Here is a 21,602-nt window from a genome sequence, read left to right as displayed (position 1 = left end):
GGGAAAAAAATGAGTAACTCAATATTGAACTTTAAAACGGCCTATCTCCAGGCGGTTGCTAAATCATGGGAAGATGAAGAGTTTGCAAAAGAATTTCATGAGCAGGGTGAAGAGAACATTCTAACCTTTTTGGAGCAGCATTCCGGTTCACCTAAGAAGTTTGTTAGTCCGTGGGAAAACTTAGTTATTAACTTCCTGGACGACGAGAGTCACACCCTGTATTGGGACCCAATTCAAACTGGCCGCTGGGTGGGCAATGATGATCGCATGACCATCTTTATGCCAGAAGATCCTGGTCTTGAGAGCCGAGTTGCAGGGCTTGCTCAATACAACTTTATTTTCCCGTCGTTCATGGGCAAGGTGAAGTCGGATATTCAATTATTATTCAATGACAAAGAGCAAATTGAGTTCCTGGATTATCTTGTATCTAAGAACATCGAAGTTCCTACCATTTTGACCATGGGAGAAAGCGATATTGATCTGTTGTCTTTCAGTGCAGTGTTGTTAAGAGCGATTGCATTGTATTGGGATGACCCAAGCTTTAAAGAAGAGTTGTTGAACCCAGAAGGGGATCACACCGATAAGACTCCGGTACTGTCGAAATTCTTTGGTTACTCAAATCCTTGGAATTTTGCGATCAACTTCAAAGAATGTAAAACCTTCATTCTGAATAAAGACGATGATTCTGAGTTTGATTATCCGGCTAATATCATTTCTCTTGGTAAACCAAGGAAGCCACAGGTGCCAGAAGGCGTTAAAGCGTCTCAGGGCATTTATCCGATTGCGCTTGCTGCGTACAACGATGACGGCAAATCATACCCGTTTACCTGCTGTTAATAAGCAGAGGTTAATTCACTTTTAATCTCAATCAGGCATCGCATTGGTGATGCCTGATGCTTTCTTACGGACACCTAATCAATGACTTTTCAAATATTCGATGCAGATCGACATGTTATGGAACCTTTGGATCTATGGGAAAAATATCTGGACCCAGAGGTTTATCAGGCCTATCCCATTAAAGTAGTGCAGGACAACCCGCTGGCTCAGCAAGATAGGGTGGAACGACTTGGGCATAGAGGTGATTTAGCCTTGCCGCCGGTCTTTGTCGTCGGTGATTTTCCCTTATTAAATAACTGGTCTGAAGAGATTCAAATCGCAAGTGCAATGCAAGATAAAGGCAACCGCGCTGAGCGAGTCGCAGCGATGCATCCTGAGTCTCAATTGAGTTCAATGGATGACTCTGACATTGCAATCGCGTATCTGTTTTCTACCTTTGCCGGTTATGTTGTGAATCATGAATGTTTACCTGCTGAGGTGTCATTGGCCTATGCGGATGCCTACAATCGGTGGCTTAAGGATTATTGCTCGGTTGACCCAGATCGCTTGAAAGCTGTTGGCTTGTTAAGTCGTCACGACCCGACCACCTTATGCAGTCAGTTAAATCAGATCATTGAAAATGGTTGGTCTTCCATTTGTTTGAGGCCGGAAGTCATTGCAGGGAAGGACTTTGGTGCCCCTGAATACATTGACTTTTGGGCCAAGTGTGAAAAGCACAATATCTCTGTTGTGTTTCATGGTGGAACCAATTTACATGCGCCTACGGCAGGTACGCACAGATTCCAATCCCGTTTTGCGTTACATGCTTGTTCCCACCCAATGGAAGTACAAATGGCCTTCGTTTCCTTGTTGGAATCGGGCGTCTTTGAACGTCATCCGACGTTAAAGTTTGCGTTTCTTGAAGCTGGTGCTTCGTGGTTACCTCATTGGCTTTGGCGTCTGGATACTATTTGCTATCCCGAGTTTCCTTCTCTGGTGGCCGATAACATTAAAATGCTGCCTTCCGAGTACTTCAAACGACAATGTTGGGTAGCGATCGAATTAGGCGAGCCTTGTTTACGAGAAGTAATCGAGACGGTAGGCCATGAAAAACTCTTGTATGGCTCTGACTTTCCTCATCCAGATCACATGCACTTCACGACAGAAGACATCGCAAAGCAGCTGGGCGTTCTTTCTGAGGAAGAACTTAAGGATGTGTTAGCTAATAATGCTCAAACGTTTTTCAACTAAAGGGTTTTTTAGTTAAAGCGCCGTTGTTTTGGGGCTTTGTTTAATAGATCAGGACAATTCACGGATGAAGATCAATGCAGTTAGATGAAGTAATTCAGACAAGGGCTGAAAGTGAACGAGGCGATTACGCAAATAATCAGTACGAAAAGAGCCAGCTACCTACATTTCAATGGCACCCATCGTTTAATGTGTATGTCTTTGAGAACAAAGATGTATTTCTGTTATCGGAAAGCGCACAGTGGTTACTTCCGCAAGCACAGTTTCCTTTACTGGATCAGATTAACCAGGTGAAACCGGCCGGGGCGATTATCCAGAATGCCTGCATTGAGAATGCTTGTATTGAGGATACTTATGTTGAATATAAAAGCTTAGAGACTTGCTTTCATCAGCAAGCTCAACAACTGTTAAGCTCAAATATTCTGGTTAACACTAAGTTCCCTGAACGATATGTACAGCCAGATTTTAATCCGCTTGCTCAGCCTGATGTATACGAATCATCGGTCGGCTCTTTAGCCGTTAAAATCATCAATCTCTCAGTATTAGCCTTGTGTGATGATATCCAGTCGTTATTGATGAAAACTAGCCAAGAATTCCGTTCAAATGCCTTGAATCTGAACCGTTTGAACTATCTTTTGGTGGATGATTTTCTCGACCCCAGAATTAGCCAACAGGCGCTTATACAACAGCCGCTTATACAACAGAAAAGGTTACAGCCTGATGAGCAGGTGGTGGTTCTTAAACTGTCAGGTGATGCGGTTTGGGTTAGCCCTGTGTATTCAGGTGAGGGTTTTCATCACTTTGAGAAACTGCAACAGCGTATTTTGAATAACCAGCCGGTTCGTAAGGCTGCTATGCGTAAGTGGCCTGAGCGGTTACATTCCTTTCCTGTCCCCATTAATCAAGGTGAAGATAATGACTTCTTTTCAGAGCATGGGAAGACAATCGCCAAGCTGATTGTTTCTCAATTTGTTGCTGAGCAAAGTTCATGCGTGGAAAGTCCATGCTTGATGGTCTGTCAAAAAGCGAATAGTCAGGTTGAACATCATCCGATTAATCATGAGTTGAACAATAATGCGGATATGGCTCGTCAGTTCAATACGCCTTTGACGTTAAGTTCCTGTGTAAACCGATTCAATCAAGACGGCGGGTCACGATCTATAGCGCCTGAAGAAACAGTTAAACGCTTACAACCATTGGTAAGCCCCATAACGGGCGTCATCAATCACCTTCGCGAAGTGAATACAAAAAATGGCTCACCGGTAAAAGTGTACCGAACTGGTTTTTTCAAAACGCCAGCGACATTAACACCTCAAGTGATGGAGCAAGGCTTTGTTCAGATTTGCATGGGCAAGGGCGTTGAACCAATTCAGTCTCAAGCCAGTGCTTTGTGTGAGGCGGTAGAGCGTTACTGTGCCTTATATCAAGAGGACATTCCGCTGATAAAAGCACGTGAGTCAGAGCTGAATGAGCAGAGCAAGAGAACTATCAGCTACCAGGCATTGGTGCCGTACAGTCCTAATCAATACCGTAACTTTAGTGATGTAACTCATCCTGATTCCACGTTAAAACAAGCTTCGGTTCAATATCAAAATGAATCGATTCATTGGCTGCCAACCTGGTCGCTGACTCAGCAAGAACAGGTGTATGTGCCGCTGAGTCAGTGTTTCAGTCAGCTTCCGTTTGAGGACGAACGCTATGGACGTTGGCATTCCAATGGCTGTGCCGCAGGAAATACAATTGAAGAAGCCATTCTGCAAGGCTTGTTTGAGTTAATAGAACGAGATGCGGTGGCGATTTGGTGGTACAACCGCTTGGTTCGACCTGAGTATGATCTGACTCAAATTAATCCTGAAAACCTGGCTAAGTTAAAGGAAACCTTATCGCCGAAAGATAAGGCAGGTCATGAGTTTTGGGTATTGGATTTGACCATGGATGTTGGGGTTCCGGTTATGGCTGCAATCGGGAAGGATCGCTTAACCGGCGGCTTTGTCATGGGATTCGGCTGCCATTTACGTGCTGATATTGCGGCACAACGCGCATTAACGGAATTGTGTCAGTTGATTCCTATTAGAAACCAGAATGGCGCACCTTTTGACTTTGATGCGATGGAAGACGGTGATTATCTCTATCCCAATGTGCATACAAACATCAATACAAAAACAAATACAAAAATAAATACTCCGAGCTGTCAGCCCCTATCTACACAGGGTTTGGATATCCAACAAGATGTGATGGGGCTTGTTGATAGGTTGAATCTATTAGGGCTGGAAACGCTGGTACTGAATTACTCCAGAGCTCAGATACCTCTCAAAACGGTAAAAGTGTTTGTACCCGGCCTCTGCCATATCTGGCCCCAGTTAGCCAATGAACGGCTATATAAAATGCCGGTGGCGTTAGGCATCCTGCAAGACGCTTATTCAGAGTCTGAGCTCAATCCTCAGTCGTTGTATATTTAGAGGGCCAGATTTTTATAAATTATTCCGTGTGTAATGGTATGTAATGGCGATTTTTTAGTGCTGATGTAATGTATAAGCATTGAATAATTCTTTAGGTGATCTTATGGCAATTCTAATTGGTGAACGTTCAGCAGTTCGGGTAGATCTGCAGCCCCAGCATGTGTTTGGTCGGCATCCATCTGCCGCCACGTCTCTTACTAACTCAGAGGCTTCCAGAACTCATGCCGTGGTTATTTGGGACGGGGAAGTGTGGTTGTTAAAAGACACCAGTTCCAATGGCACGTACATCAATGGACGGTACTTAGCACGTGGTGCTCAGCAAGTACTGAACGTCGAAGACCAAATTCAGTTTGGTAGTGACCAAGCTGAGATCTGGTTTGTTAAGGACATTTCACCGCCAGACAGCTTATTAATTCCGATTACTTTGGGGTTGCCGGCCATTACGCTTGGTGAAATCACCGCATTACCTTCCGAGGATGACCCTCAGATCTCCATCTATCGAACCTTGAGAGGCCAATGGATGTGTGAAACAGCGTCTTCGGTGTATGAGCTGCAAACTGGAGATCGCGTAGGCACTCAGGATAAACAATGGCGGTTTGTCAGTTCTCATGCTGGTATAGAAACCGAAGTGATCAAGAATAAGATTCCAAAAGAACCAAAAAACTTACTTTTTAAATTTGATGTCAGCCAGAATGAAGAGCATGTGTCTCTTTCCGTACAGATGGACGAAGACATCATTGATCTAGAGATGAGAAATCATCATTACTTAGTCTTGGTTTTGGCGCGTAAATACTTGGCGGATAAATCCTCCGGCATTGCTGAATCGGAAAGCGGTTGGATTGATAAAGACCTGCTTTGCAAAATGCTTGGTTTAAGCGGTAATCACATCAATATTCAAATTTATCGCTTCAGAAAACAGTTTGTAGATGCCTATGCTGAAGCGGATCATTTACCTCAGATCATCGAGAGAAGAACTGGAGAAATTCGGTTTAGTCCAAACTCGGTTGAAATAATTGGTGGTGTTGGCGTAGAAAGTCATCAAGACTTTATCAATGACAGTCTGAGGTTGAATTGATTCTAGTTATGTCTTCTCTTCTATCTTTATATTTATTCAGCGATGGTGAAAAGTATTACTTCGCTGGGTAAAGCGTATTACTTTTTAATACTTCTCATAAGTTAATTGTGTGTTTCGTTCCTCGAAAATAAGGTTGCTAGCATTACAGGCTTCTAAATCTTAGTTTCTCAAGGTTTGGGAGATCATTAGTCGTTAGATAATAACCAAGGGATAGCGATGAACAGAACACTAGAACGCTTGGCAGGTATAGCCATAATTATTCTCACAATTTTTTTAGCTGGTTGCTCGGCTCAGCAAACCCGAAACAGCAGCAGCGTAGTAGATTTCTTATATCCAAAAGGTTTAGATAAAGCCGTACAGCCTTCTGTTCCTGTTTTATCTTTACCGTTAAAGGTTGGAATTGCATTTGTACCAGAGAAGTTATCCGTTAGAAATGGAGTTAATCTCTGGTCAGGTTTGAAAATAGGTGAGCATCCGAATAGATCAAAACACTTTTTATCTCAGGGCGGTTTGAGTGAGCATCGAAAGACAATCATTCTTGAGCGTGTTGCTGATCACTTTAGACAGCTGAAGTTTGTAACTGAAATTGAAGTTATTCCTTCTGCGTATTTGACAGAGGAAGGAGGTTTTAGAAATCTGGATCAAATCAGTACGATGTATGGTGTAGATGTTATGGCACTGGTTTCTTATGATCAGGTTCAATTTACTGATTCAGGGGCTCTTTCATTAAGTTATTGGACGTTAGTCGGAGCCTATGTCATTTCAGGTGAGAAAAATGACACCAGTACCATGTTGGATACATCTGTATTCGATATAAAGAGTCGTAAAATGCTATTTAGAGCACCAGGAACCAGTGTTGTTAAAGGAAATTCAACACCGGTAAATCTTACAGAAGAGCTTCGAAAGGACAGTGCAGAAGGTTATCAAAGTGCAGCTGATGAGATGGTTGTCAATTTGGGGCATCAATTGGCACGCTTCCAACAAAAGGTTAAAGATAAACCGGAATTAGTGCAGATTAAATATCGAGAGGGATATGGAGGCGGAACAGTAGGTTATTTAGAAATATTTTTATTTATTTTTCTTGCATTGTACGGGCTTGCATATCGAAGAATTAATTCTCATGTTAATGCGTCCTAAATACATAATTGTATAGATAGTGAGAACAGAGAAGAACTGTAATGTAAGTTACTCCTTCAAAGTAATGGTAATCTTCAATAGAAGGTTGCCTTTACTTTGTTAGCTTATCCTTCGACGCCAAAAATCAGAGTCTTTCCATCGTTGTTCTAAGCCATACATGTGCGAACGATTTTTCTGGTAGACCTTATACTGCGCTTGGATCTGCTCAGAAAATTTTGATGTTGTTTCATCGCCATTTTCTAGCCAGGATTTAACTTTCGTACCAGCCATTAATCCGTGACTTAATCCTTTGTAGATTCCTTGGGCACTGATGGGGTCAAAGCTCATAGCCGCATCCCCAATGGCCATCCAGTTATGACCTTCTACGGTAGGGAGTACGCCTGAATAGATGGCACAGCTATGGTAGGTTGCGTCTGTCAGTTTGAGCTTATCAGCTTTGGGGCCAATAAAGGTTGTTGAAGACAAGGCTTGATCAAAGCCTTGATGACATCCTTCACGTAGTTGAGGAATGATTTCTCGTTCTGATACGAACATGCTGACCACTTTCTCTTCTGGTAGAAGAGTTTGATAACACCACCCATCTTGAGTGGCTTCTAGCTGAATTTGTTTAGAGGATGTTCCTTGAGATCCTTCAGCCAACTTTGCAAAGCGAACCGTTGCGAACAATTGATCATCTATTGTTTTATGAATGTTCAAGGTTCGGGCGAAACGGGCTTTACTCCCTGTTGCGTCAATAACGAAACCAGCAGTCACAACCTGAGGATGAGTTTGCGAGCCAAACTTTAGAAGAAGCGTATGGGCTGCTTTTTCATGTTCATTGGCTGCATTATTGTTTGAACTATTATTGTTTGAACTATTAGTGGTTGAACTATTAGACCGAGGTTCAGAACCGATAAAGCGGGTAGACCATGCTATCTGTGCACCCGTTGATTCTGCTTTATTCGCAAGCATCTGATCGAAAGCAGTACGATTTAATCGCCAGGAAGGCCCTAATGGATTTACGATAAAGTCGTTATAGCCTGGTGTTGGGCGTCCCCAAACAGAGGCGTAGCCGGGGCAGGTTTCGTGGTTATCCTGATGGAATTCTTTCGCCACACCCAATTGCTTTAAAAGAAGCACGATTTCAGGCGGACAGTTTTCTCCAAGACGTTCTTGTCCAGGGGCTTGCCGCTCTACCACCAAGACTGAGGTGTTTGTATTCGTATGTGAGTTGATGTTGGCAGTACGGATGGCGATGGCCGCCGCTAAACCAGCGGGGCCACCTCCCAAGATGACAACATCATAGTGGGGTTTTAGATCGTTCATCCTAATGTGGGCAGCCTCTTTTCTTTTTCGGGGGATTGGCATTGAAAGGCCAAGCAGGTACGGGATCTGTTGCGTCCCCAGGGTTGGTCAACTGGCTTTGTACTTCCAAATAGAGCTCTGGTGAGTATTGCTGGGTGTCGCTGTCCACATTGGTGCCTTGAACGATGATCCCGATCTTGTCCCAATCTTGTACCGACTGAAGAGGGTCTTGGAACGTTGCTGCTGAAGCCGGGTTCACTGCATAAGTGCCTTTACCTCGGATCGACCATTTCTGAAGTGGAAGCACATTGTTAAAGACTTCTTCCGCCACATAAACGGCATCCGGGCGTTGTGACGGCCAAGACCAATACAAGGTAGATTCGGCGCCATTACTTTCATTAACCCCATCCGTATTGATGGCGGTTGCATGAATTGAGCAGGAGTTGTAATCCGTCTGCCAAGGAATGGCCATAAACTTGGATACATCACCAGGCTCTAGACCTTCGGTCATATTGTGCAGGGGAATCCAACCACTGGAGAGATACGGTTTCTCTTTGTCGAGGTCTTCATAGCTCAATGGGTATTGTTTGATTCGAAATGGCCCTGAACCTGAGGTTTTCCAGTCCTGCTGGTAGATGTCCTTTTCCATGATGGTATAGCTGACTTCAATGCCAGGAACGTAGCGGCCGCCTAAGCAGTTAGCCATGGATGCCATATCAAGTGTCTCACCAGGCCCGAGTTTTGATGGGCTGCCTTTTTCGAATTGGTTCTTACTCCATTGTTCTAAAAGGAAGTACTGAGTTTTGGTGACAGTGAGAAACGATGTGCCAGCGGCGCCTAACGATAACGGCATGAGTGGGGCGCCAATATTGGTTTCATTCTTGTTGGGATTTCGAATGAAGTTCAACGCCGCCATAATGGTTTCATTAGGGTTGTCGTCTTCCGAAATTGATTCTACGGCTGTGTGAGCCTGCAGCGCTAGTGGGGGAAGATTGGCGGTCCAACGTTGTAAGTTACAAGCAATGAATATGGGTTGAATGTCTTGGGTGAAATTCGGCTTGTAAGTTGGCTTATAGTCAATCTTATCTGCTTTTGGACACATGCCATAGAGTTCAGGTTGTAAGCCAAGATCTCGCACAAACATGTTGTAAACGTCGTCCCAGACAGACACAACATTTCTGATTTGAGGTGCATAGGCTGGATCACCACAAATCACCCATGCACCAAAAGCATCTTCAGTTGAACCATCGTCGAAGACTAGCGTTACATTCACTGGACCATCGGCTGCAGAGTCGAACCAGCCGACATTGTTCAGGTCGCCAGTCATTTGAATAGGTACGCCATATTCATCGTATTGACCCACGGCATTACCGGAACTGGCCAATACCAATAAACGACCTTCATCGTCGGTGAGTATTTCACCTAAAGTATTCAGTGGACCACTGGGCTCATAGAGCTCGTCGTTGGTATCTTCGGGAAAGCGAATAGGGTATTTCGGTAAGGAAACGATGTCACCGCCTGGCTTCACGCACTTAGCTTGAGAGCATTGACTGAATTGAGCAGACTCATTTTTACTGGCACTGATGACTCTTGGGCCTGCGTCGATCATAAGGCGGTTAAGGCGGTAGTCCGAATCAATAGTGCCGTGTACTTCCGGGTTGCGCATTTGCGGTACTTGATTGTTCGCGTAGGCTTCGATGCCTTTGTTGTTTACTACGTTGTAGGCAGCGGCCTTTTTATTAGCCAAGTGACTCGACCAGATGAGATCGGTTACAGTTCGACCATCGGCCAGTTTGGTTCCTATCACGATTTCAGTACCAGCACTGTTCGGGTAGACGTCTTCACCATCAATGTCATAAGCGTAAATGCGAAAGCGAGCGGCCTGCTTCTTCAGATTGCCTTCTTCGTCTCGTAAATCGTTACTGGTTACGGGATCGTTTTCTGTACCTTTTTTAATTGGAAGACCTCCTGTCACTGATGTGCCTTCTTGCGGAAGACCTGCACTGGTTTCAGGAGAAAGAATGTAGTCTTCACTGGTTCCGAAACGTGCAAAGTTGACGCTCGGATGGACTCTGAATACGGTTTTGTTCGTCATGATTGAATCATCCCTTAACGCTGATTGGAGCCGGTGACGGCTTCACTGAGCTCGCTATTACTGAATTGGGGTGTTACGCCATGTTCCCAACAGTTTCGAATAGCACCGCCCACGCTGGCCATAATCGGGAAGAAATTGTCCGGGTTTTCTCCCTTAAATAGCTCTTCAAGTAATGTTGTGAGTTGGCCAAACTGCTTTACTAAAATCTTCTGCAATTGGATGTCTTCCGGGGTGTAATCGCAGGGAGGTTTAGTCGTGTAGGTTTCAGGCAGCTTGTTGCCATCCTGTCCACCGGCGTCTTTAATTTGATTAAATTTCACAAAGTGATCGTCGTTTGGCTCGGTATCATCCGCAGTATTTTGGAACACCTTAGGGACGGTCGGGTCTTTCTTACATTGGCCTTCGCCCTGATCGGTGATCAGATCTATGAGTAGTGAGACTTGGTCAAAACCGGAAGCGCCTGATTCCGTAACCGTCATATTCGGCATGTTGCGATAGAAAGCTGAGAAGAAATTGACTTGTCTAACGCCGCCTTTGATGTGATTTTTCATCAAGCAAGCACCAAATCGAAGGGCATCATAAAACGCCCCAATGGTGCCGTATTCATTAATCACTGTTTGAAAGACGATCTCTGCTGGGGTCGTCCCAAATTCAGGCAGCTCCACTAAACACATTCCATTGACTCGCAGTAGATCCAGAGGGCCAATCTCTGCGGTATAAGGCATGTAGGGTTCGGTTTCTGAACTTGGATCAAGCGCAAAGTTTAAATGAGGGATTTTAGTTCCACTGTAGACAGGTGGCGTTATCTTTGGGGAAAGTCCAAAGGCGTTGGCCATATTTGCCGCGCATTGCAGGTGCAGCATTTCCTGATTAATGATGGTTCGTATGAGTTGGTAAGCGTCGGTATCACGGTCTTTGATTGAGTACATGGCAGACATGTAAAACGGAATTGTCCATAACTCTAGATCCACTGCGGCTTGCAAGTGTTCATGGAGATGCTCCATGGCCCAATCTGATTGTTTTAGTTTCATGAGGTTCCATCTTCTTCTGGGTGGGTGAAAGCTGTGATCACGTATAGGGTGTTTCTTATTTGAGCTACTTCCTGTGTTTAGAGGTTCCCTAGATTTATAGACAAGCCTAGACGCAATAAAAATTACGCCGGATTACAGAGGGAGAATTCCTACTAAGGTCAGCACTGGTGTAAGCGCCTGTAATTGTTGAGTGAATGTTTGAGAGGTAGTTTTAAGGGTACGAGTCGTTGAAATAGATTGAGGTATATCTATGCGTGCCAGTCGTTTTTCGCAATTAGCAAGGAATTTTGGCGTACAGCAAGCCAGGGTGTTTTCCCAAAAAGCTTGGCGAGAAGAAGAATATGTGTGGGACCCAGGAAAACTATGTGCAGGGTTGTGCCACGCCTGGTTGCAGGAAAAAATTCACGGACGGTGCTTATTGGATGAAATTGAACAGCAGCGGCACGAGATTCATTATGCGAATTTGCTTGATGAAATACATCGTGTACAGGAGCACAGTTATTACCCCGTCTTTCCTGAAGGCTATGCGCCTTGCCTGGACGATTTGAGGCTCTTTGAATCAAAGTACGGCACCGATGATTGGCTGTCGATACAGTGTTTAGTGAATGCACATTATCAGGGAGATTATGTGCTTTATGATCTTTCACAAACTTACGACTACGACAAAGCGGACATTAAACAATTTGAACGCATGCCTCAGTTAATTAGCTGGCCTCAGCCCCCTAATGAATCTGCTCTGTTAATGGTTCTTAGATACAGTAATCAGGGCCGACAAAGAGGGCATCGATTCAGTGTTTATTTTGATTCCGATGCTCGATACCACTTTTTTGATCCCAATGCAGGGGAAGTTATTGAATCTGATAAACAACGATTCTTTTGCTGGCTAAATGCCTTTTTTGAAGAAGCAAAATATTCAAAGAAACACGCGTTAAATGGGGAGCCGTTTCTTACTTTGTATCAACTTCATGGCGTGTCAGCGAAGGCTGAAATGGATTCATACCTTTCGTTCAAGGTGTGTTCAGAAATCTCTGCGGTTTAAGGCAAACGCTTGATTACATGAGGTCGTGTGCTTTTCAGCCATGTATATACAGGATTCAGAGCTTACGGAATTCAGAGTAGGTCTTTAGGCGTGTTGTAAGGGATGAGAGCAATTAAATATGTCCACTTCAAACAGTGGCTAGTGGTTAGTGACTAATGGCAAGCACCTTGGAGTTCGAGCTCATCTTCTTTAGATGAAATACATCGACTGGAGGGTTCCTTCCTGAACACCATACCATTCATGATGAATGCAAAAATTTCGTTAGTATCGGGTGCTTGTAGAAATTGAACGGATTCATAACGGCAAGGGCCGGACTTTTGTCTAAAACAGAGCGGGGTTTTAGGAACCAATAAGGTTTCATACACGACGCCATAACTTAGGTAGAGACTGTTGCTTCTAAGAATGACTTCTACCTTTCCAAACGACTCATAATGGTAATAGCCGGTGAGCTCTTTAAAGTGTTGTTCAGAATCACTTATTTGTGACTCTGTTAGTCCTGAAGCTTTTAGCCTTGTATCGTTCGTTACTGAGACTGAGTCATTGAACTGCTGCTTAAACTCGTCATTTCCAAGCTTAAGTTTGAACTTGTTTTTCTTAGAACCGCTGATTCGAAGCATCTGGTTTTGGCTGTACTGATCCAATAAATAATAACAATTTGCAGAATGGGGGTAGAGGTTGATCCTATGGTTTCCCAGCGTTAATTTGGGTATTGAATCGTCATCGCCTTTTAGCTCAGCTTTGTCGCCCTGTTGATTAAAGGCGGTGATATTTAGCTTGGGGAGTTGATACCCAAAGTTGGGTACATCATCACCGAGTAAATGATGGCAGATCTGAAAGAGCATATCTTTCAGTTCGCTGTTGCAGGTTCCGTGATTACACAGAGCGATACCAGTGAGTTTGATCTCGGGAAGTAGAAAGATAAAACCTGAGAACCCAGAACTGCTACCAGGAAAGAAGTAAAATGTTTTGCCATCTATGATTTCGGCAAAGAGTCCGAAACAACTGAACTTGTTGCGAGCTTTTTGTTTTCCAGCTTTAGGTTGCTGCAAGCTAAGCATCAGCTTATGAACTTTTTGTATTCTCCCTTCATAGGTACTACTCAAAGAAACTAGGCTTTTGAGCCAATTCAGATAGTCCTGTGTGTTGGAAATCATACCACCGGCACTTACAGGTAAAGGTGTGTAAGGGCATACCGTGGAAGGCGTATTTAAGTCTGGGCAACCAAATCGCCAACCCTTCCAATAGCCTGTAGACAACTTTTTGTGTGCGACAGACGTTTCAGAAAGTGAAGAATTTAGCATCCGGTGTGGTTTGAAAACGGTTTGATCAAGATATATTTCAGGCGGAACACCGGTCACTTTTTCTATGATTTTACCCAGTAAGAAATACCCCCAGTTGGAGTACTTATAGTCTTCACCTGCATTAAACAGCCGCTTTGATTGTTGAATCTTATTTAACACCTCGTTGTCAGACTGGGCCTGAAGTGGGTAATCCCCTCGAACCATGCCTGAGCTATGACAGAGCAAATGGCTAATAGTGACATTCTGATAATCTGGGGTATTTTTTAGCTTGTCTATGTAATCAGAGGTGGGGTCATCAAGATGTACTAGCCCTTGTTCTGAAAGCATTAAAATGGCGTACGCTATGATGGGTTTTGTTAAACATCCAACCCGAAAAAGGTGATCTTCCGTCATGGGTATCTGAGAAGTCAGATCACTGACGCCTAATGTGTGTTCAAAGATTTCTGAATTTCCCAGCGCAATACGAATACTTACCCCGGGTATCCGGCGAATACGCATTCGTTGTTCAAGCTCGGAAATTAAATGCCTCACAGTAAGGCTTCCTCTTTAATCGCAGTTTGAACTGGTGTTGTATCAAATAAACTGAGGCTTTCAACAGCTGCAAGATACGCGGTGATGGCGTGTTGATCTCTGTCGTTGCGTAGTTGAAATGAGGTTAATGTCCCGGATATTCCCCCTACGGATTTAGTCGGGTCTAGCACTAAAAAGGCTTCTTCTTTCTTGATCTGAAGTCGTCGTAAGAAGGCTAAACCTTTCAGTGCTGATTTTCGATACCGTTCTACATGGCCTCTATCTTTCCTTAGGGCGGCCAGTTCCGTGGCTCGGATGATTGCTTCAATATAGCAAGATGAAACGCTGTGGGGCGGTTTATCATTAGGAAAGCCACCGACAAACTCGGGAATGTCGGTGTTGTCTTCGTCATATTGGTGGCGAATGATCCAATCCGTTTGGTCGTAAACAAAATTGGCAACATCATGAAACAGTAGTTTGTGATTTTGAGTGATTGCATGTAGCTCTGGTTGATGAAGCATAAGGTTGTAAAACTTGACCCAAGCGCTGACTTGCCAGAGCACAAACGCCGTATCCGGTGTTTTGCTGAAATGTGCGCGATAGTACTTGAAAGATCGAACGATCACCTCAGCAATATCCGCTCGAAACCCGTGTTCCAGCTCATAACATAAGGCCAATAGTGCTTCGCCGGGGAAATAGTTCTGAGAAGAAAGCTTAAACCGAGGCACCATTGAAAATTCGGTAGGCACATAAGTGAAGAAGGCGCCATCTGACCTCTGCATGAATAGTACGGTTTCAATTAATGCCTCTCGTTCTTTTGCGTAACGGGTATAAAAATCACCAAATTGGAGTGCGAGCAGGGTGAGAGCAGTCGTTCCTAATTTGCCGGTATGACTGTTAAGCCCAAAGGCTTCTTGAGGGATGTAAATCCCATTTGGGATATAAGGTGTGGTTTTACTTAGATACAGCAAATAGCGTAAACACGCATTGGCACTGGCAGCAAAAGGTTCACTGTTGTGAGTATGCTTCAGCTTATTGGAGAGCATGGAAATTGAAAATGCAGTGCCAGCCAGTCTGACTACGTTGTAGTTTTCATTGCTTTGAAGGTTTTTCCATGCTTGGTAGGAATAGAGATAGGTGCCATCCACCGCTTGAGTATTGATAAGGCGTGTACCGCACTCAATTGCTGCATCCAACATCGAGTGGGTTGATAGTTTTTCGAAATACTCCAGGCGATGCCGTGTAAGTGTTTGCGGATTTTCAAACGATGCTGTTGAATTTGCGTGCCCGACAAAGTGTCGCCACTGGGTTTCAAGCAGCGAGGTTTGGCTATCTTCAAAAATGGAGCGGTCGAGACTAACACGTTCGAGTAAAGCCTCAATTTGTTGGCCTAGCGTCTTTAACTGTTTTTGAATGATTTGAGCGGGTAAGAGATCAAATGCATTGTCAGCCGTTTTGATTCGAAGGCCATGTTTATATTCATTGAGACTATTCTCTGCACCGAACACATAAGGTTTTTGGATTGTTATTTCAGATTCTTTGATGGCGACTTCAATGCTTAACTGATCTATCTCGCTTCTAACAAGTTGACCATCAACACAAGAGACATCAAGGGCAAAAATGGTGGCCTGATAAACTGCTTTATGAAGTGATGTTTGATGTATAACGCCTGTTGAGCGAGGGCTTCCCTTTACCCATAACTGAACATACACGTCATAGAGTGTGTCATCGGTTTCTTGAAATTGATCAAAGAGATGAATGATGTTGTCTGGTTGAAGCAGTAGGCGGTCTTCAAGTGCTTTCTTGGCCGGTAATAAAACAGTTTTGAATTTACTGGAGATACAGCTCATTTATCAGTCCTATATGAATCAATTCTTTAGACATCACTTAACGTCTTGCTGATTTTTCCTTCAATGAATGGATGAGCTCAAAGTCCGGAGTCACTACAACAAAACGATTGAATGACTCGCGGAACTTTGGCTCTTAGTCTTGGCTCTTAGGCTTGCTTTTTAGCCATGGTACTTAGGTTGGAAATTTAAAGTTGCCCGCTGAAACAACGACGGCTGAGCCACAAATGAATGGCGGTGTTCCCAAACCAGACACTGTGTACGTTTCCATGTGTTCGGCCATATCAAGTACTGTATCTAGCTTCACTAGATCCATTTCTAAAGACTGTTTACTGCTCGAAGGCCACTTTTTGTTAAAAGCTGCGGACTTGGATACAAGATCTGCGTTCTTTTGTAACGCAGTTTGCGCTTCAATGATCATGCCTAATTGAGCATGAGCCACATCGCTCGGACTGCCTACGAAATCTGCCTTCTTCATTCGATCGACAAGCTTCTGCCAAGGCTGTTTCTTGCCTTTTGGCGAATCTTTAAGATCCTTAATCCAGCCTGCAATCTGGGTTTGAATTTTCTTAATGACTTCCGCCGTTAACGTGAATAGGATGGCGTTTTTGATGGTTTCTGGCGTACCGCCACCCGGCGACGGATTATCATCGTCGTCGTCATCGTCGTCATCGTCGTCATCGTCGTCATCGTCATCGTCATCGTCGTCATCGCCTTCGATCTTCCAGATGGTGGAGTCAGCGTTATACAGTGCTTCACTGTTAGATTGAGTGGAACCCTGTTCGAGCATGAACAGCAGTTCGTCTTGATCTAGCTCGGTGAGCACAGCGAGTAAGTCGATGCCTGATGCCGTATCCATGGTAGGTAATAACACGCCAGGAATTGGTGATGGGGTGAGTGAATCATTCCGTATTAACATTGTTTTCTCCATTGCGTTGTTGAACTTCTAGGCACTCGTAATTGAGCGGTGGTTGTGTATGGCAGGGCCAAATCGTTCTTGAAGGAGGGTTAATAGGGCCTCACCAAGTTTGCGATTCTTTGCAAATCTTCGTTTTGCTTTCTCTTCATTTTCAATATCTGGAAGGCTGTAGTCTTTGTCTCCATTCATTCTGAAGTGGCGATTGGCTTCCCAGAAGACATAGCTTCCATCCGGTTTCTTTGCATAATCCAACGCGGTGATTTCAGAACCGCTGGCAAGACCCGCGTTTACAAGTAATTCCGGTTGGGGTTCACCTGACGTTAAAAATTCGTGATTGGCTTGTTTTGAATCTTCAAAGGCTTCTTTAGATGCAAAATTCACAAGCCAGTGATTGCTGATCGTGAGGTGCCTTAACAGCAGCTGATCTCCAATCACATAAGCACGTCGCTTCTGGTATTGGTGCTGTTGATCTGAGACATCAATGAACTCAACGGCGAGATTGGGTTGCGGCCATACACGAGTGCCGCTAGGTGCATTCAGAAATTCGCAGCGTATTCTGTTGATGAGTTTTGTTGCTTCTTGAGCGCAATGAACCAGATGCATTTGCTGACCTCGGTGAACGCCATCCACTCGAAGAATCAAAGGGTAGTTGAGTTTGATGTCTTTAACCTGAGTAAACTTTTGGAAACTCGGGCAGGGGATACCCGCAAAGCGTAGATTCTCAAGCACTGTGGAATGTCTGCTATCCCACCCTTTGATGATGCTATTGATAACCGGAATGTTCTTTCCTATACAGGCTTTTTCAACAGCCATTGCATGGTGAACATAATCATTGCGTCTGTGCCGATAGCTCCAGAAAATTACACCTTTGGTTACGGCTGAATCGAGTACGAGAGTTTTATCCCAAGGTTGTTTGGTTAACCAACTGAAGCCACTGTTTTCTAGTGCCCAAACGAGCTGTTTGGACGAATTGAACTCGAGAAACTCTGCGATGTTCTCATGTGGCGTAATGACAAGGATATCTGGTGCTTTAGAGATATCGGCAATCGTCGAATGATCACTGGTAAGTTGTTGTGAGTGGTTTGTTTTTGTGTCTTCCGGTGAGATCAAGGATAACAAGGTTGACGCAATCCCACTGAAAGGAGGCATTATACGGCGACAGACGGTCCAGATTTCACAATAACGGCATAGTTCAGCCCAGCTCATTCGCTGTGTGTTCGCTAAGCCTTTTTTTAATAAATTATGATGCTGCTTCTTCCAACGCTGTTGCCAATGCAGCGTGTTTTGGGCTTGTTCTGCATTCTGAAGGCGCAACTTCATCCAAGTTTGGATTAGGTGTCTGCACTGTTGATCCGACCATTCTGGATGCTTGTTCATTAGCCGGCTAAGCATGCCCCAAAGATCGGCGTCGTCTGAATTAATCCAGGTTTTAGCGATGGTTTTAGCCTGCTCGATATTTCCATATTTAAAGAAGCTAAACTCTTTAATTTGCTCATGAGTAAATTCGTTGCTTGGTGATGAAAGTAAGGTTTCAACTAAGTGTGCTGTCGCTGGTGAAATAATGCCGTTTACACCAGGATGGCAGTCACATAACCAGTTAATTTTCTCCGAAATCTTCATGGCGTATATCCTTATATGTCTTACCAACGTCGTCTGGGCACAGATCTAAATTAATTCTTACGTGGGCCTTTTTATATTTGTCGTTCTCTTGTGATTTACTGCGCTCTCGCGATTAGCACGCAGTTGTTGGACGTTATCTTTATGCTTAGCTAATCGGTTCTGATCGCTACTGTAGGGGCACCTTTGTACCTCTTGTGTGTTGCTCATTGTATTGCTCATGGTATTGACCGTTGGCTCATCCATTGAGGGGGTGGATCGAGCCTCGGCGTGAGGCCAAGAAAAGCAAATTCTGTCGTCAATGGGGAAGGACACCAGACGGCCACTGGCGCCTTCAGGCAGCCCCATATAGTCAGCTTCGAAATCTTTAGGTAGAGACAAAGTGAGAGCGGTTTTCTCCGAACATACATACTTGAGCACTTCTACGAGCAACCTCATTGAGTACAACCGACCAACACAAGAACGTTTACTCATTCCGAAAGGTAAAAATTTACAGCCACCTGCGGAACCTGGGTTTAAGAATCGTTCAGGTTTGAATTGGTCTGCGTCTTCCCATATATCTTCATTTCTGTGCAAGCCATAGACGGTGACCATAAAGTCCGTAGCTTCCTGATTTGAGGTTTTGCTTTTTTCGCTCCAAATCCCTTTTTCTTCATAACCAAATTGACGAAACGGAGGGTATAAACGAAGTACCTCATTTACGAAATGTTTAGCAAACCCCTCGTTGAGTTGTATGCTTCTGATGTATTCAGGCCTTGCAGCCAGGCAGAGCAACATGGACGTTAGGGCGGATGACAGGGCAAATGCTGAAACCAAAGTGCTGGTTATTTCACCTCGAAATTGCTCTGATGTGATTCGTTTGCTGGTTTTTAAATCCAATAATGTGGCGTACCAGCTGTTGGGTTTAGCCGTAGAGAAATCGAAGACCATTTGTTCCAGTGTTTGAGCAATTTTTCGGGTGTAGTGATCGCCTTTAAAAAATACCCAGTTAACCAAGGTTCTCATTGGCCCGAAACCGGGTAACTGTAAGCCAAAGGCATACATGATTCCGTCCAAATGCATTGGACGGGTACCAGGTTTGAATTCAATGGTGTTGATGTAATCGTGCAATGGCGTGAGGACGTTAACGCCTAATAGATTGGAAAGTAGGCTGATATATACCTCTCGAATCATCTCACCGGATAACGGCATGCATTCAGTTGTGTCGACAGGCTCTTTTGCCTTGAAGACCTGATCAACCAGTTTCTTTGCCATATCGGGATAGCATTCTGGAGCAGGCATTCGCTCTAAGAACAAAGCTCTTAGAAAGTGAGCATGCTCATCGTGACTTACCACGATTGAATTATTGCTTAGGTGAAACCGAGTCAGCATGTCCATGGACAGTTGCGAGCGCGTGAACTTCTTGCCCTTGAGATAGGCGCGGACTCTCTGCGGATCCGAGCTGTACTCAATTCGGTTTCTTAACCAGGGCACACTGTAAACGTGTTCACTGCCTTTCCACAGAAATTTGTCTATGAGCGGTATCATCAGCAATACTTCCTCAATCCATTAATACGAAGAATGTTTAGAAGATTGAATCTCGATTAAATATCGAGAACTTCAGCATGCTTTCTTTTGGCAAAGCCAAGACGAACCGATTGGTAAGACAACCCGGCAAAGAAGGCTGCTTTAAGTAATGCGTAACGTACAGAGTAAGGAAGCCAGCTTTTACCTATGCCTTTTAGGCCGTAGTCATAGACTTCGTTAACCAGTTCGACATCTTTATAAGTTGCGGCTTTTTGGTTGATGAGAGTTGCCGTTGCAAAGGTATAGAGTTCTTTTGCAAGCTCATGCTCACCTTTTTTCAGTAAGGCTGTGATTTTGCTCATGTGATCACGCCAGAACGCGTGCCACTCTTCGTTGGTTGAACGTTCAACTATGACTGGCGCGACCTTGTAATAGAGAGCCACGGCTGCCTGATCTTTCTCACTGTTCATTTTCTCATCGCGGAGCTGACGAGCTAATTCAAGCGGTTCGCAATTGTCGGGTAAACCTAGGGCATCGACGGTAGCCGTTGTCAGAAAACAAGCGTTGGCATGGTTTGGCTTTTTTGGGTTTGTTTTTTTATCGCTCATTATATTTCTCCTGTTCGTCCATTTGATTTGGAGTTATTGGCTAAACAACGAAAGGTAACTTCATCGGAGCGGGTATAAGGTGTTGCAAACCGATGCTGTTTACGTTGCTTGAAACCGCTTTGAGTAAGCTTATGAAGAAATCTGAAAATTGTTATTACGCCCAATTACATGCACATTCTTCGAGTTATGAATGCAGTTAGAGGTATTGGAATTAAGAAGAGGCGAGATTAGGAAAAACAGGAAGTGTAAGGTTTTGATAGAACAATAAAGGAGAATAACTAGATTAATCCACGTTAGATATTTTTAGGATTTCATTATAGCGGCCAGAGGCTTTGAGCTTGGAGAAGCCGGACTCGAATGCACGCATATATTTTTCCGAATCTTTGGCCTGTTTGCTGAACAGTATGTGGTAAATGTCAGTCGTGTAGGGTTCTGGGTGATTAGTAAACTGTTCCGCATCTTCAGGGCTGAACATCGATTTTATCATTGCGTAACCGACGCGTTTTGATGCGCCGTAGACTTCAATCCGGCCTTGGAGAATCATTTTAAAATTCAACTCTTCGTAGGGCACTACTTCGGCTGGGATCTCTAATCTTTTGTATATTTCTTGGTTTTTATAGCCCAAGGTTACGCCGACTCTATACTTCTTTAGGTTTGTAAGGGTTGCCCATTCAAAGTCCGTGTCTTTCAGATGAAAGTAGACCGATGGGTCCTTCAAAATTGGGCTGGGATTGATGTTGAAGTCTTCTTCCCGGCTTCTTAGGTGAGTCCAGGGAAAGGTGCCGATATACCTGCCTTTCTTCGTGTAACCATAACTTCGTTTCCAGGGGAAATAACTATACTTAACTTGTATTCCTTCCAGTGCATAAGCTTCGGAAACAATTTTTTCTAACGGTGAACTAGGGTCTTTTTTGGATATGTAAGGAGCCCATTCACCCACAGCAAACTCAACGACATCTGCATGTACCGGTAACATAAAGAAATACAGGCAAGTGAAACAGCATAAGATACGTTTGATGAGCTGGGGCATACGAGGCTTTTTTATCTAATAATCAAATACTAGGATGTTATTTTTACATCATAGTATATAGATTTACGCTGCTCGTATAT

The 21,602-nt window shown here is 44.1% G+C and carries 16 protein-coding genes; 6 read left to right on the top strand and 10 right to left on the bottom strand.

The window, feature by feature from the left end; genetic code table 11:
- The first annotated feature begins 9 nt into the window (after window positions 1-9).
- The 5 genes from ACFOEK_RS19445 to rhlP all read left to right on the top strand — a co-directional run bounded on the left by ACFOEK_RS19445 (window position 10) and on the right by rhlP (window position 6,735).
- The gene (locus tag ACFOEK_RS19445) at window positions 10-837 is read left to right on the top strand and encodes a BMA_0021/BMA_0022 family TOMM bacteriocin (protein WP_386723150.1); all 828 of its coding nucleotides are present in this window, start codon (window positions 10-12) and stop codon (window positions 835-837) included.
- 81 nt (window positions 838-918) lie between these two features.
- Window positions 919-2,067: an amidohydrolase family protein gene (locus tag ACFOEK_RS19440; protein ID WP_386723149.1), complete on the top strand. Its 1,149-nt coding sequence runs from the start codon at window positions 919-921 to the stop codon at window positions 2,065-2,067.
- A 74-nt stretch (window positions 2,068-2,141) separates the two neighbouring features.
- A complete protein-coding gene (locus tag ACFOEK_RS19435) occupies window positions 2,142-4,523 on the top strand; it encodes a YcaO-like family protein (protein ID WP_386723148.1) in 2,382 nt (793 codons plus the stop codon).
- Window positions 4,524-4,626: 103 nt separating this feature from the next.
- Complete coding sequence (locus ACFOEK_RS19430; RefSeq protein WP_386723147.1) at window positions 4,627-5,598, top strand: FHA domain-containing protein; 972 nt, start codon at window positions 4,627-4,629, stop codon at window positions 5,596-5,598.
- Window positions 5,599-5,814: 216 nt separating this feature from the next.
- Window positions 5,815-6,735: a rhombotarget lipoprotein gene (gene rhlP, locus ACFOEK_RS19425; protein WP_386723146.1), complete on the top strand. Its 921-nt coding sequence runs from the start codon at window positions 5,815-5,817 to the stop codon at window positions 6,733-6,735.
- Between the two features lie 99 nt (window positions 6,736-6,834).
- Here rhlP and ACFOEK_RS19420 read toward each other — a convergent pair whose 3' ends face one another.
- The 3 genes from ACFOEK_RS19420 to ACFOEK_RS19410 are packed head-to-tail and all read right to left on the bottom strand — an operon-like array spanning window position 6,835 to window position 11,145.
- On the bottom strand, window positions 6,835-8,040 hold the full coding sequence (locus ACFOEK_RS19420) for an NAD(P)/FAD-dependent oxidoreductase (RefSeq protein ID WP_386723145.1): 1,206 nt from the start codon (window positions 8,038-8,040) through the stop codon (window positions 6,835-6,837).
- A 1-nt stretch (window position 8,041) separates the two neighbouring features.
- Window positions 8,042-10,114: a LodA/GoxA family CTQ-dependent oxidase gene (locus ACFOEK_RS19415; RefSeq protein ID WP_386723144.1), complete on the bottom strand. Its 2,073-nt coding sequence runs from the start codon at window positions 10,112-10,114 to the stop codon at window positions 8,042-8,044.
- Between the two features lie 14 nt (window positions 10,115-10,128).
- Entirely contained in the window at window positions 10,129-11,145 is a 1,017-nt protein-coding gene (locus ACFOEK_RS19410; RefSeq protein ID WP_386723143.1) for a ferritin-like domain-containing protein, read from the bottom strand.
- Between the two features lie 250 nt (window positions 11,146-11,395).
- Here ACFOEK_RS19410 and ACFOEK_RS19405 point away from each other — a divergent pair, with 250 nt between their 5' ends.
- Complete coding sequence (locus ACFOEK_RS19405; protein ID WP_386723142.1) at window positions 11,396-12,184, top strand: YopT-type cysteine protease domain-containing protein; 789 nt, start codon at window positions 11,396-11,398, stop codon at window positions 12,182-12,184.
- A 152-nt stretch (window positions 12,185-12,336) separates the two neighbouring features.
- Here ACFOEK_RS19405 and ACFOEK_RS19400 read toward each other — a convergent pair whose 3' ends face one another.
- The 7 genes from ACFOEK_RS19400 to ACFOEK_RS19370 form a co-directional block, all read right to left on the bottom strand.
- Window positions 12,337-14,016, bottom strand: coding sequence for a serine hydrolase domain-containing protein (locus ACFOEK_RS19400; RefSeq protein ID WP_386723141.1), 1,680 nt, complete (start codon window positions 14,014-14,016; stop codon window positions 12,337-12,339).
- Entirely contained in the window at window positions 14,013-15,845 is a 1,833-nt protein-coding gene (locus ACFOEK_RS19395; RefSeq protein WP_386723140.1) for a hypothetical protein, read from the bottom strand. The genes ACFOEK_RS19400 and ACFOEK_RS19395 overlap by 4 nt, the downstream gene beginning before the upstream one ends.
- A 172-nt stretch (window positions 15,846-16,017) precedes the next feature.
- Window positions 16,018-16,761 (bottom strand): hypothetical protein, encoded by a 744-nt coding sequence (locus ACFOEK_RS19390; RefSeq protein WP_386723139.1) that lies wholly within the window; start codon window positions 16,759-16,761, stop codon window positions 16,018-16,020.
- Window positions 16,762-16,788: 27 nt separating this feature from the next.
- On the bottom strand, window positions 16,789-18,381 hold the full coding sequence (locus tag ACFOEK_RS19385; RefSeq protein WP_386723138.1) for a hypothetical protein: 1,593 nt from the start codon (window positions 18,379-18,381) through the stop codon (window positions 16,789-16,791).
- A gap of 57 nt (window positions 18,382-18,438) precedes the next feature.
- Window positions 18,439-19,905 (bottom strand): cytochrome P450, encoded by a 1,467-nt coding sequence (locus ACFOEK_RS19380; protein ID WP_386723137.1) that lies wholly within the window; start codon window positions 19,903-19,905, stop codon window positions 18,439-18,441.
- Window positions 19,906-19,961: 56 nt separating this feature from the next.
- Window positions 19,962-20,492: a hypothetical protein gene (locus ACFOEK_RS19375; RefSeq protein ID WP_386723136.1), complete on the bottom strand. Its 531-nt coding sequence runs from the start codon at window positions 20,490-20,492 to the stop codon at window positions 19,962-19,964.
- 283 nt (window positions 20,493-20,775) lie between these two features.
- Complete coding sequence (locus ACFOEK_RS19370; RefSeq protein WP_386723135.1) at window positions 20,776-21,522, bottom strand: substrate-binding periplasmic protein; 747 nt, start codon at window positions 21,520-21,522, stop codon at window positions 20,776-20,778.
- Between the last annotated feature and the right edge of the window lie 80 nt (window positions 21,523-21,602).

The organism is Litoribrevibacter euphylliae (genome assembly GCF_042646085.1).
Lineage (GTDB): Bacteria > Pseudomonadota > Gammaproteobacteria > Pseudomonadales > Litoribrevibacteraceae > Litoribrevibacter > Litoribrevibacter euphylliae.
Note: the sequence above shows the minus strand (reverse complement) of the source record. Positions and strands in the feature narration are given on the sequence as shown.

Excerpts from the sequence above, each read along its gene's own strand:
- ACFOEK_RS19445 (WP_386723150.1), top strand. The coding sequence starts at position 10 with ATGAGTAACTCAATATTGAACTTTAAAACGGCCTATCTCCAGGCGGTT.
- ACFOEK_RS19440 (WP_386723149.1), top strand. The coding sequence starts at position 919 with ATGACTTTTCAAATATTCGATGCAGATCGACATGTTATGGAACCTTTG.
- ACFOEK_RS19435 (WP_386723148.1), top strand. The coding sequence starts at position 2,142 with ATGCAGTTAGATGAAGTAATTCAGACAAGGGCTGAAAGTGAACGAGGC.
- ACFOEK_RS19430 (WP_386723147.1), top strand. The coding sequence starts at position 4,627 with ATGGCAATTCTAATTGGTGAACGTTCAGCAGTTCGGGTAGATCTGCAG.
- rhlP (WP_386723146.1), top strand. The coding sequence starts at position 5,815 with ATGAACAGAACACTAGAACGCTTGGCAGGTATAGCCATAATTATTCTC.
- ACFOEK_RS19420 (WP_386723145.1), bottom strand. The coding sequence starts at position 8,040 with ATGAACGATCTAAAACCCCACTATGATGTTGTCATCTTGGGAGGTGGC.
- ACFOEK_RS19415 (WP_386723144.1), bottom strand. The coding sequence starts at position 10,114 with ATGACGAACAAAACCGTATTCAGAGTCCATCCGAGCGTCAACTTTGCA.
- ACFOEK_RS19410 (WP_386723143.1), bottom strand. The coding sequence starts at position 11,145 with ATGAAACTAAAACAATCAGATTGGGCCATGGAGCATCTCCATGAACAC.
- ACFOEK_RS19405 (WP_386723142.1), top strand. The coding sequence starts at position 11,396 with ATGCGTGCCAGTCGTTTTTCGCAATTAGCAAGGAATTTTGGCGTACAG.
- ACFOEK_RS19395 (WP_386723140.1), bottom strand. The coding sequence starts at position 15,845 with ATGAGCTGTATCTCCAGTAAATTCAAAACTGTTTTATTACCGGCCAAG.
- ACFOEK_RS19390 (WP_386723139.1), bottom strand. The coding sequence starts at position 16,761 with ATGTTAATACGGAATGATTCACTCACCCCATCACCAATTCCTGGCGTG.
- ACFOEK_RS19385 (WP_386723138.1), bottom strand. The coding sequence starts at position 18,381 with ATGAAGATTTCGGAGAAAATTAACTGGTTATGTGACTGCCATCCTGGT.
- ACFOEK_RS19380 (WP_386723137.1), bottom strand. The coding sequence starts at position 19,905 with ATGATACCGCTCATAGACAAATTTCTGTGGAAAGGCAGTGAACACGTT.
- ACFOEK_RS19375 (WP_386723136.1), bottom strand. The coding sequence starts at position 20,492 with ATGAGCGATAAAAAAACAAACCCAAAAAAGCCAAACCATGCCAACGCT.
- ACFOEK_RS19370 (WP_386723135.1), bottom strand. The coding sequence starts at position 21,522 with ATGCCCCAGCTCATCAAACGTATCTTATGCTGTTTCACTTGCCTGTAT.